The organism is Agrobacterium sp. M50-1 (genome assembly GCF_049843495.1).
In the GTDB taxonomy this organism is placed as follows: Bacteria; Pseudomonadota; Alphaproteobacteria; order Rhizobiales; family Rhizobiaceae; genus Agrobacterium; species Agrobacterium radiobacter.
In genome coordinates this window covers 37,029-48,554 of sequence record NZ_JBBHZH010000014.1, presented here as the reverse complement: position 1 = coordinate 48,554, position 11,526 = coordinate 37,029, and the positions used below count along the sequence as shown (strand labels likewise).

The 11,526-nt window shown below is 60.5% G+C and carries 10 protein-coding genes; 6 read left to right on the top strand and 4 right to left on the bottom strand.

Going from position 1 to position 11,526, the window contains the following annotated elements:
- From WDZ78_RS22815 to WDZ78_RS22800, 4 genes are all read right to left on the bottom strand, one after another.
- Positions 1 to 1,855 (bottom strand): recombinase family protein (locus WDZ78_RS22815; RefSeq protein ID WP_425674319.1); only part of this gene is annotated, 1,855 nt, incomplete at its 3' end.
- Between the two features lie 26 nt (positions 1,856 to 1,881).
- Positions 1,882 to 2,745: a recombinase family protein gene (locus WDZ78_RS22810; RefSeq protein ID WP_245289670.1), complete on the bottom strand. Its 864-nt coding sequence runs from the start codon at positions 2,743 to 2,745 to the stop codon at positions 1,882 to 1,884.
- A 157-nt stretch (positions 2,746 to 2,902) separates the two neighbouring features.
- A complete protein-coding gene (locus WDZ78_RS22805) occupies positions 2,903 to 3,700 on the bottom strand; it encodes a hypothetical protein (RefSeq protein ID WP_425674317.1) in 798 nt (265 codons plus the stop codon).
- 641 nt (positions 3,701 to 4,341) lie between these two features.
- On the bottom strand, positions 4,342 to 4,689 hold the full coding sequence (locus WDZ78_RS22800; protein WP_059760063.1) for a hypothetical protein: 348 nt from the start codon (positions 4,687 to 4,689) through the stop codon (positions 4,342 to 4,344).
- A gap of 67 nt (positions 4,690 to 4,756) precedes the next feature.
- Here WDZ78_RS22800 and WDZ78_RS22795 point away from each other — a divergent pair, with 67 nt between their 5' ends.
- The 6 genes from WDZ78_RS22795 (at position 4,757) to WDZ78_RS22770 (ending at position 11,487) form a co-directional block, all read left to right on the top strand.
- Positions 4,757 to 5,056 (top strand): hypothetical protein, encoded by a 300-nt coding sequence (locus WDZ78_RS22795; protein ID WP_425674316.1) that lies wholly within the window; start codon positions 4,757 to 4,759, stop codon positions 5,054 to 5,056.
- Positions 5,057 to 5,539: 483 nt separating this feature from the next.
- A complete protein-coding gene (locus WDZ78_RS22790; protein ID WP_425674315.1) occupies positions 5,540 to 6,718 on the top strand; it encodes a hypothetical protein in 1,179 nt (392 codons plus the stop codon).
- 332 nt (positions 6,719 to 7,050) lie between these two features.
- On the top strand, positions 7,051 to 8,106 hold the full coding sequence (locus WDZ78_RS22785) for a hypothetical protein (protein ID WP_425674314.1): 1,056 nt from the start codon (positions 7,051 to 7,053) through the stop codon (positions 8,104 to 8,106).
- A 114-nt stretch (positions 8,107 to 8,220) separates the two neighbouring features.
- Complete coding sequence (locus WDZ78_RS22780; RefSeq protein WP_425674313.1) at positions 8,221 to 8,763, top strand: hypothetical protein; 543 nt, start codon at positions 8,221 to 8,223, stop codon at positions 8,761 to 8,763.
- Positions 8,756 to 10,732, top strand: coding sequence for an AAA family ATPase (locus WDZ78_RS22775; RefSeq protein ID WP_425674312.1), 1,977 nt, complete (start codon positions 8,756 to 8,758; stop codon positions 10,730 to 10,732). Before WDZ78_RS22780 ends, WDZ78_RS22775 begins: the two co-directional genes overlap by 8 nt.
- Complete coding sequence (locus WDZ78_RS22770; protein WP_120356885.1) at positions 10,729 to 11,487, top strand: ATP-dependent Zn protease; 759 nt, start codon at positions 10,729 to 10,731, stop codon at positions 11,485 to 11,487. Before WDZ78_RS22775 ends, WDZ78_RS22770 begins: the two co-directional genes overlap by 4 nt.
- Positions 11,488 to 11,526: the final 39 nt, after the last annotated feature.

The following is an 11,526-nucleotide window of genomic DNA, read 5'->3' as shown; positions in this document are numbered from 1 at the left end:
ACGAAACTTGCAAATTCTCCCACTCGGGGTATTTGCGACGAAGCTCCTCCTCATATGAGTCGAGGAGCTTTTTTTGTTTCTCCTTCGTCTCGATCTCCCCAGCTTCCAGCTTCTCGATGAAGTCCGCATGCACTTCGGCGACGAAGCGACGCTCCATCAAGTCGAGAACGTCCATTTGCGCAAGGATGGAGGAGATCAGGCCGTGGACTTCCAGGGTGGCCGGCTGGTGACCTGGGGTCTTGCCGATCACCACCTTCTGCACCAGTGAGCGCACAATCGGCATCACCTGACGCTTGGCGTCATCGTTCTTGCCGCGGCGCGCCTGCAGGAAGAAATGGCGCATGCGCAGTTCCGTCTGGGCGGGATTGTGACGCTGCTTCAATTCCTCGATCTTCGCCCGCATGTCTGGCTCGGACGTGGTGAAAGCTTCGATCTCCCTTGCCAGGGCAACACGCTGGAGCTCGATTTGATCGAGTGTATCGTCGAGCGCGACGAGAGGAGGGCGGCCTTGCATGGCGCGGTCGGAGATCTGCTGGATGATGCTCTTCTGCTTGCGCTCCAACTCGTTCAGTTCGCGCGTCATCTGCTCGCGCTCGGCTTTCGGGCGGCGAAGCTTTGATGTTTCCTGTTCGATCACCTTTGCCGACATAGTGTCGAACATCCCCAGGGAGAAGAAGGCGGCCGGCAGGCAATCGAGAACGCGGCTCTCCAGCTCCTGTCGGGTAATGGTCTTGCTGTTACCGCAGCAGGCGCCACCAAGCTCGTCGATCGGCAGGCGCTTCTTGCGGTTGGTGCAGCTATAGCGATCTTTGCCGCTGATGGCGTAGGGGCCGCCACATTCCGCACATTCGAGCAGATGACTGAGCAGGTATCCCGGGCGGTGCGTTGCATTCAGCCGGTTGCTCTGCCCGAAATCGAACAGCTCACCGATCTCTTTCTGACGCTCCTTCACCCGCTGCCATAGGTCGTCGGAAACGATGCGCATCTCCGGCACATCAGTCAGCACCCATTCGCTCGCGTCGTTTGCGCGCGCGGTACGGCGTTCGGTTTCCGGGTTCTTGCGGTAGTTACTCTTGTTCCAGACCATGCGGCCGATGTAACTCTCATTGTTGAGGATGCCCGTACCACGGCTGACGTGGCCGCGGATGGCGGTATCGCGCCACTTACGGCCGCGCGAGCCCGGGATGCCCTCTTTGTTCAAAAGCTGGGCGATGTCGCGAGGCGACATGCCGTCGGCATATAGGGTGAAAATGCGGCGAACCACCTCAGCCTTTGCAGGATCGATCTCGCGCAAACCCTTGATGCGATCGCCGTTCGCATCGCGCTGCTGGGAGAGCATGTAGCCGTAGGCGAGGCAGGTGGATGCCTTGCCTTTCCGGACGGCCATCTTCATGCCTTCGCGCGTGCGATACCGGATCTGTTCGACCAGTTCATGGCTGAGCGCGGCGCGCAATGCCATCTCGAGGTCGGTCACCGGGGTGCCGGCGTGGACCGTCCAGATGTCCGCGTCGCAATAGCGAAGCTGCTTGAGGATCTTCGCGCTATGCTCGATGTCGCGCGACAGGCGATCGACGGTGATGCAGAGGACGACATCGATGCGCTCGCGCTTCACATGCGCCATGAGGCTCTGGATGCCGGCGCGGAGCTGGTAGCTGGTGCCGCTGATGGCGGCGTCGGAGTAGATCTCGACCAGCTTCCAGCCCTGACGTGCGACAAAGGCCTTGCCGAGTTCGATCTGCGTTTCGATTGAGACCTCATGCTGGCGGTCGGTGGAGTAGCGGGCATAAAACAGAACATTCTTGGCCATTTGCGGAATTCCATATTCATCAATGTCTTCGTGAACACTGGCCGGCATCGCCGGCCAGATCCTTTGCAGCGTGCTCAGCTCTGCTGCCTGCGGCGCCCTGCCAATCCTGCAGCACGTTCGGCTGCGGCATCCTGGCGATCCTTCACGCGGTCCCAGAGGTCATCGCTGACGATGCGCAGTGCCGATACGTAATGGTAGTCATCGCCGCCAAGTTGTTTACACGCGCCGATGTAAGCCGGATTGTTGAGGATCCCGGTTCCGCTTGCGCGGTTGCCGCGGATCGCAGCGTCGCGCCAGATACTGCCACGGGGACCGGCCACGCCTTCGACATTAAGAAGAGCAGCGATTTTTGTCGGTGTCATTCCCTCGGCATACATACCGAAAATACGCCTGATGACATCGGCGGCGACCGGATCGACGACCTTGAAACCGAAGATGCGCTGGCCGTCCGCATTGCAGGCGCCGGCATAGCGGTAGCCGAATGGAAGGGGCGCAAAGTGTTTCTCCTCGCGCAGGTCATCGGGCACCTGGGCAACGTGGCTGCCGACGGCAAACATCTTGCTGCGGTCATCGATATAGTAATCGAACAGGTTCCGGGCGGTGATACGCTCGCCGGGATCGGCGACCCAGAGTTCGATGCCCTTGCGAGCGAGTTCGCTCAACAGCCGGCTGGCGACATCAAATCGCGAGCACAACCGGTCCAGCGTATGGCAGAGGACGATATCGACCGTTTCGCGCTCGATATGGGCGAAAAGCTTGCGCACGCGGGGCTGCGCCATGAAGACGACTTCGCCGATGTCCTCTTCAGCATAGGACTTTACGAAGGTCCAGCCTTTCTCCTTGATGAAGCGGTGCCCGTAGTAGAGCTGCGTTTCGAGGCAGGCATGGTCATGGTATCCGGTAGAATGGCGTGCGTAGAACAGAACGTTCTTGGTCATGGAGTGATCTCCGTTCGAATGGGCGAGGTCGGGGGACATGGTAACCGGCGGCGGGGAGCTTGAGAGCCCCGCAGCGATGCCAGATCATCATGGTCTGGCGGTTGGCAGGTACTGGCGGCGATAATTGCCGCGATAAGGAGCCGCTCCTGAGCGCTGGTCAGTAACCCATCGTGGTGCGGTAGGCCGCGGCCGCATCGGTGTTGCCGCCAATCCAGCCATGCTGCTGAAGCTTGAGAAGGCTGTCGACGACGCCATCGCGCGCGCCGCACCACGTCCAGCCGGAGTCGTCGGGGCGGATAATGAAGACCTCGGTGGCTGTCACCTTGATCCGCATTGCGCCTGTCTCCGCTTTGACGGCTTCGCGAAACAGGCGATCCAGTTCCTTGACCTGGCGTTTTTGCTCGGTCGTCAGGTGTGCCGGCTGGACGCGGGACGGGGTCTTCGACGGGATAGGCGTCGCGGGGATGCGGTGGGTGAGGACGAACACACGGTGCACCTGCTTGCGCCGCCAGGGTGCCCGGTCGATATCGACCATCAGGCCGTTATTGGTCACATCGCAAAACAGTTCACCACTGATGGCAACGCGGTGGTTGCCCAGAAAAACGACGCAGGGATGGCTTTGCTGAATTCCCGTTCGGGCTTTGAGGTACGCAGCAAGGGTCGGGCGACCTTTGATGTCGTGCCATTCTCCGGCATAACCCAGCAATCGCAAGGTGCTCTCGATCTCGTCGTCGCTTGTCTTTGTGACCGCGGGAGCACGGCGGCGGTCTACCCAGCCTGCGCCATGACGGGCGAGCCGCACGGCATCCCGGACGCGGGACATCGGTGCGCCGGTAATGGAGGCCATGGCCGTCGTGCCGGAATACAGGCGGGATTTGGTGTCGTTATCGACGTCGTGGAGGTGGTGGGTCTTGATCGCACCGAGTGCGGACGGGAGGTCGATGATGTTGGGCACGTTCGGATCCTTCGTATCCAGGGTGGAGTTGAAGGAATGCGCTCACCACTCTGGATCCCTCAGGCGTCCGTTCGCCCTCGATCCCATCTCTTTGTGCCTGAAAGCCACCACACGGATAAGGTGACACAGGCTGGGCAATGCTCTGCAGGACGGTCCGCACCGGCCAGAGCCTCTGTAAAAATCGGTACGCCACTCGATCATCGGTGTCACGAGTGCGCCAGGAGTCCTCCCTTGCAAGATTGTCCCGGTTAGCAAAAAGCCAATCAAAAAACCAGTTTCCGCCATGCAAGGGCTTCCGCTGGTGCGCATTCCGGCCGAGGCGTTCACCTCAGCCGCCGGCGACATTATCCGTACCCCTTTTGAAATCAATGCAGTGACTTTGGAGTATCCAGGATTATTTGAAAACATGGCTGACCAGAGCCTAATCAGATCGATAGCATTTTAGCGAATCGGATGGATGCTGATGAGTTGATCTTAGATGAGCTGTCCCCCCCCCCAGCACTCTGGAAATCCGATTCAGGATAAACGGCGTTTAACCGAGTAATGGGGGGAGGTGTCGTAGAGATTGCAAACGCCGTTAGGCGTTCCCGTGGCAGCGCAGCGTGAACAGGCCGGGACCGTAGGCAGGTAGACGAAACCGCTCAGGCGCCCTCGTCGGCACCATCAGGATCGCCGTCAGGATAAAGCAGATGGGGCTTGCGGCGGAACGGCCAGTCGCCATCCCGGTACTTCTCAACAAGCCCATCGAAGACGGTATGGGATTCATGCTCGTCGAAGCCCTGCTTGACCAGCATCCTGACCACCCGTTTTTTAAACTTTCCCAGGGTTTCCGTTGCTCCCTCGGCAGCCATGGCGGAGATCGCCATGAACAGCGCCGTGCGGGCCACATCGTCGCGTCCGGGGCGCTTGGCCTTTCTGTCGGCATCACGCAGCTTCTGCTGTCGCTCGCGCTGTTTCGTGTTGCGGATCTCCTCGGACTTTGCTGGCATTCGCTCTTCCCTGTCAGGTCTTCTGCTATCGATGCCAGACCGTTATCGCTGCGGCAACGCCGTTTGCATGGAATCGGAAATCCCGGTTTATGAATCGTTTTTTTGGGGTTCTGAATCAAATGAGCGCAATTTGAGATCAATTGCGGGCACGTTGAGACAGGTCGAGATAAGCTGGCGAGGGACAAACGGCGGTCGTGAATCAAATGACCAGCGTTTGGAATCAAAAATATCGGACCTTGAATCAAATGAGCGCAATTTGTCTCGACGTGCGGACACCTTGAAACGACCTGTGGGCAAGCTGAGGGAAATCGCCGGCGACTTCCTGTCGCGCTTGCGCCTGCAGGACCATCTCCACTCCGGAATATGAGGCGGCGAACTGAAATCTTCCGGTTTGGTTCATCCGCGAAGTCGCATGTCATATGTCCCAGCCGTTCGCGCGGAACGTGCCATCTTCGGGTGGAAATCGAGCATCGCTCTCAGGCGGCGAGACGCTGGCTTCGTGATTACTTCGTGGCGTGTTCCCGTGACCGCAAAACTACTTCGTGAAGGCCTTGAATGTGGGAGGTCGGCTATCCGGCTCCGGATTCTGGATTTTGCGGTGAAATAATACCGAACAAGTTTGAAGCGTAAATTTTTTAGGAATAACGTATATATCGATATTAATTGATTAGTACGTCGTTTATATTTAAATATAATCGCTAAAAACTGCATAGAAATAAAGATTACAATAAACTGTATACTTTAAATGTGTTTTACTTGAATTTGCATTACATCCGTACTGGCGCAATCATATAGTCATCCGATGTGTTGTTCGTCGGATACATTGTAAACACGTCACACGGAGACTTCCATGCGCACCAGAAATACCAAGACCACTGCGACCGCCGCCTTCTCCTATAACTATGAAGAAGAGGGGATCGGGCACACGACGCGCGATCTGCTCGAAAGCAGCGCGGCCCATATCTTCGACCTCGGGCGCCGCACCACCGAGCAGACTTTTGAGCTCGGCGATCATCTGGCGAAAGCCGCAGACCTGCTGGCCGACGGCCGGTTTGATCATTGGGTAAAGATGCGCTGCGGTCTCGCACCGCGCAGCGCCCGCAATTATACTGCGGTGTACCGCAACCTGACACCCTACCGTGATGAACTGGTCGACCTCTCGGTCGGCGCGACAGTGTTGTTCCACCTGAGTTCGGCAACCGACGATCAGGTCAAGGCGGCCATTGCCTTTGCCGAGGAAAACGGGCGCCTTCAGGTCTCCGACGTGAAGACCATTCTCGCCGGTGGCGAGGAGGGCGGTGACAAGGCCGAGAAGGACGATCAGTTCTGGGCCGGCGGTGTGGGCGGACTGAAAGCGTTGATTGCGGCCAAGATCCGGGATGGATTGAAAGCGTTCATCGAGCACGTCGTCACGATCTGCAAGGCGGTCGAAGCTGCGCTGAGCAGAAGCCGTGTGATCAAGGAGGCGCTAGCGAAGGAAATCCAGGACACCGCCCGCGTCGCGCGGCAGGAACTCGAAAGCCTGGCCTTGTTCATCGAGCCGGAGCTCGATTATGGCCGCAACACTAAGGCCACGAAGTTCCTGAAAGGAAGCGGCTGGGCCGAGGTCAACGATATGCTCTACACATTGGGTGGCGTCGAAGGCTGGCCGAAGTCGAAAGACATGCGTGACTGGCTTGCGCTGCATGTGCTTCCGGTGCTCGGCTGGGCGGTGTCCAGAGAGCGGAAGCCGGAATGGCCGCTCGCGGCGCCAACTGCTCCGGCTTCCGAACCGGCGGTTCCGGCAGAAGCGGAGAGCGTCGGCGATCATCACGATGTCGAGCCGGCAATGTTGGACGAGGTCTCTGACGATGCCGATGTCACGGAAGAGGTGATCGATCGGTTTGGTGCTGCGCTGGAGGAGGCGACCGGCGGCTTTATGACGGTTAGCCGTGAGGCGCCGCGAAACCGCAGGCAGTTTGCCAAGGTGCCGGCGCTTGCCGATGACAGCGTCGCCGAGGCTGAACTCGTGCCCGCCGTCACGTCGTAAGATGCAGTTGCAGGAAGGCCGGTGAACCGGCCTTCCCGCCAAACTCGAAAGGGCCGCATGTCGGCCCTTATCCTTTTGCCCGATGATGGCGAGTGAAAACGCGCAGGCCGACCGCTGCGATCGCCGGACGCGTTCATCGGCCTGGACGTTGTGAGCCCGCCGTTAACTATGTACCGGCTTTGTTCTTTTTTGCTCTCCCGGGTCCTTGAGCCCGGCTCCCGGTCCTGCCAGTTTGGGGTCGTTCGGAAGACCGGACACAAAGCGGCCCAAGCCGATGCTACCAACATCGACTAGGGCCTGACCCTCAGCCTTCTCGAAAAAGGAATCGGGCTATGACCACGTTTACCTCTATGACCCCCACAGGGGAAGTTCTCCGTTCGTCCGCCGCAATGGCATCGATGTTCTCCCACCGCTCATTCGGTGCTGGTGCCCGAAACGGCATCGGTGAGCCGCCCGCATTGCGCCGCCATCCGCATATCGTTCGCTTCGCCGAGGTCGAGGCCGATCTCGATCTGCTGATCGACCGCGCCATTGCGGCAATCGCCGACGGTGAACCGGTCGAGGACGAAATCCTCGGCCACTACGTTCACATCGCTTCGCTCGTCCGCGCCGTCTCTTTCCGCGAAGGCAAGCTGCTCGAGCAGGCGGTCGAGCGTCTGGCGAAAGCCAATCCCAACATCGTTGTCTTGACCCAGTCGCTCAAGCTTCCTTTGGTCAAGGCGGCGCTCGAAGCCGTGTCCGGAAACGACTGGCAGAGTCTCGATGGCATCAAGCTAGACTGCGAGGCACCGGCCAAGGGATCGTACACGCCGGACCTCATCCTCGTAAACCGCGCCCGGCACACCGCCTACATCCTCGATCTGAAGCGGTCGCTGGCCTCGTACGGCGATACCAGCCGTCTCGACGAACTGAAGCTGAAGATGATGGCCTCGGCGATGGTGTTGCCGGACTGGCTCTATAAAAACCACAAGCGCCTGATGGTCGACACGGTCGAGGTTGCCATCGTCGATGGCGCCAGCCGTCCGAGCGATCATGCCAGCGGCATCTGGGCCTTGTCCGAGATCGACGACCTGCTGGAAATCGACGGTGTCGCCACCTGCATGGCCGAACTGCGTCTGCGCTTCGGCCGCCGCGTGCAGCAGCTTCTGGAAGTCGAAGCCAGCAAGGCACTCGGTGTGATGATGGTCGCTTCGGCCTCGGCCGTTTCCGGCAAGTCGCTGATTGCCTTGAACGGTCCCGCGCGAAGCTACGAGGAAGAGCAGGCGATGGCCGCGCCGGACGAGGATGATGGCCATTACGATCTTGGCTGCTTCGACGACGATCAGGACGACGAACCGGAGCCCGCCCGCATCCGGGTCGGTTTTGCACGCCGTCCGCGCCGGCACTGACGAGCCGCTAGCCCAACGGCACTGATCGCGGTCGCGCCTGAAACGCGTGGTCGGCTTCGCTCATCTTCCATTCCATAAACGCCGGATGCGATGCGCTCCGGCGAGGAGACACTCATGTCCATCGATACCCACAGCCCGTCTGTGGCCGGCTTCCGGTGCGAAGCGGTCACGACCGATACCATCGCGTTGCCTTGCCTTCACAGCAGGCTCGCGAATATCCCCCCGGTACAATCCGATGACGTGGATCGCGGTTCGAGCTATCGCGACGACCCCGCCGTTCTGATCGGCCTGGCGCTCGCCTTCGTCCGGCACAGTTCTTTGCTGGATGGCCTTGTGCCGGAACCTCTGATGCTGCGGTTGCGCGCTACTGCCGACAGCGGCAATGCGGCATGCCGCCTGATGCTCGACTGGCTGCGAAGCCGCAACCGGGATCTCGATCGGTCCCGGAGCGAACACCTGAGCCTGTCTGGCTCGACCGGTTCGTCGGCTGACGCGCATCCGCCGCGTCGTTCGCCGCGCGAGCGTGTGTTGGCGCGGATCCCGAAGCCCGGTGGCATTGACGGGCGGCGGCGTGGTCGGACGCGTCCGCGCGATCCGGTGCAGGACGCCCAAACGGCAATTATTGCCGCGGAGACGGGAGGCCGGATTGATGGATAAGCTCGCCCGACTGTTTATCCGCCGCCTCCGTCATCTTGCCCGTCGCGAGGCCCGCCGAATCGCTCTGCGCAACGGTCTGCTGGAAAGCAAGATCGTCGATGTCGATGGTCATCTCACCTGCCGCTATAGCCCGGCTTTCGACACGACACGCCTGACCGGCGATCCGATCCGTGACGATATCTGGTTCCGGCGGAATTTTGGTGACTGGCTTGTCGCACCGAAGGAGACCGGCAATCCGACGGTCGGCTCTGCTGGCGATGGTATTGTGACCGCCGGGATCATTCATCCGCCGTTCGCCTCGCAACTCGTGGTCCTCCCTCGGGCGCGTCGCGGCACAATCGCGCAAGACGCAGTGCCGGGCAATGGTATTGATCGGCGTGCCTATGCCGTCGGTCTTGTGGATCGGGCAGTCGCTCAGCCACGGGTCAGTCACATCGTTGCAACTCTGGTTCTGGCACGCGCGGTGCAAAGGAGCGGACGGTCGCTTCGGGAGATCGTCTATACGCTGACCCGTATGACACCGGTCGTCACTCTGCATGCGCCGCTCGATGGCTTCGAGGGGCAAGTGCTGCGGCTCCTGGAGAAAACCCGGCTGGTGCCGGGCGGCCCGTTTGCGATCGTCGATGCGGACCACATGTTCAATGACGATCACTTCGATGTCCTCGAAGGTGAGGCACGTAGGCGCCTGATGACCTTCTCGGGTGCCGGCGTGCATCGTGTCACGGGCAACGCCCTGCGCCGGCGGATGCTCAGCGCGCTGTCCCGCGACTTGGCCGTCCTCGCCATCGCGGAGACACGATCGGACATTCCCTCGTTGCTGCAGATCGCCGCCGACCTGTCGCTGGAAACGGGAAAGCTTGATCGCAGCTTCGTCGCCGATCTGGTCGAGGTGCTCTATCCGGACGCCACAATTGAGACGCTCAGTCTGCCGTCGGATTCCGAAGCGCGCTGGCTGTCGCTGGAGGACCTGGTGCTCGCGTTTCGTCCTGGACGACATGTTCGCGACGTGCTGCATGTCCTTGCCACGCTCATTGAGCGCAATCGCAGTGACTTCGAGGAAGAGGAGGACGGTGGTGGCGGGAGCGATGACATGGCATCCGGATCGGCATCCTCCAGCACATCCACCGAGAAACCCCAGGGCTCCAACGAGAAGCCGAAATCGTCCGACACCGATAGCAACGGCCGCTGGAAGAAGGACAAGCCGTCCGGCGCCGAAGTGATCCGGCCGGAATCTTCGCCGACGGTGGGCGAGATCGGCCACAAGCCGCCAATGACCGTCGAGACCCTCTCCGGATATGGCAAGGCGAAGGACTGGGCGCTCGATCTCAAGGCGGACCTGGACGATTACCGCGCCAGCATCCTGGCATGGTCGGAGATGAGCACCAAGCTGCTGCTGTCCGGTCCGCCCGGAACCGGCAAGACCACCTTTGCCCGGGCGCTGTGCAACAGCCTGCAGGTTCCGCTTGTCGTCACATCCGTTTCGACCTGGCTGCAGGGCGGTCATCTCAACGATGTCATCGACAGGATGAGCAAGACCTTTGTCGAGGCGAGGGCCATGGCGCCGGCGATCCTGTTCATCGATGAGATCGACGGCATCGGCAAAAGGCAGCCGGCCGAGCGGGAATATGCCGACTACTGGAATACCGTCGTCAACAAGGCGCTGGAACTGCTCGATGGCGCGATCAAAAACGAAGGGCTGATCGTCGTCGGCGCCACCAACCGGCCCGATCATATCGACGAGGCCATCAGGCGATCCGGACGATTGGAGACCCATATCGAAATCCCCAGGCCCGATATCCCGACGCTGGCCGAAATCCTGGCCCATCATCTCGGTGACGATGTGACATCGCTGATCCGGGAGCCGGTACCAGAAACCCGGTCTGAAACCGAGGACGGATTCTCTCTGAAGAAGATCGTCGCCGATTATCTGGAGGAAGAAGAAGACCAATGGAAAGGAGCCAGTCGATGACCGAGCAGCAGAACACCAACGCGTCGGAATTGTCGGCGGCCGCGCGAGAAGGCAATTCCGATGCGATCCTCAGGCGGCTTGCCACGCGGGCAATGGGGATGACGGGTGCGGATATCGAACGCATCGTCCGGGAAGCGCGATTAAAGGCGCGGCGCGGCAAGCGGGCGGTTCGTTATGAGGATATCGAAGAGGGCATCCGCGGGCATCGCCCGCCCGTGCCCTATAATCTGCGCTGGCGCTTCGCGTTCCACGAGGCCGGACATGCGGTCGTGCATCATGCGCTCGATCTCGGACCCGTTCGCGGTCTCAATATCGATTCCGGCGAGGGCGGCTACAATCTCGTCGGCTTCCACGTCTGGGCCACCGACACGCGCGATTGGTACGAAAACATGCTGACCATGCTGATGGCCGGGCGGGCTGCCGAGCAACTGGTGCTGAAACGTGTCTCGAGCGGTTCGGGAGGTACCGACGACAGCGATCTGGCGCGGGCCACGCGGCTCGCCTTTGACATGGAGCGGACGCTCGGCTTCGGGGCTCAACATCCGCTGCTCTATCGGCCGCATCGCGATGCGGGCGCGGTTCTGGACCGAGATACCGAACTGGCCGCTCGCGTTCATGCCAGGCTGGTAGCGGCACTCGATCGGGCGGCGGCAATCCTCAGGAGGCACAGACCAACCTTCAATGCACTCGCAAAGGCCCTGTTTGAGGCCCAGGCAATGGATGAAGAGGCCGTGCTGAAAATCCTGACGTCTTGAAGCTCATCGTTCGGGCGATGAGGGGTGTAAGGGCCACCG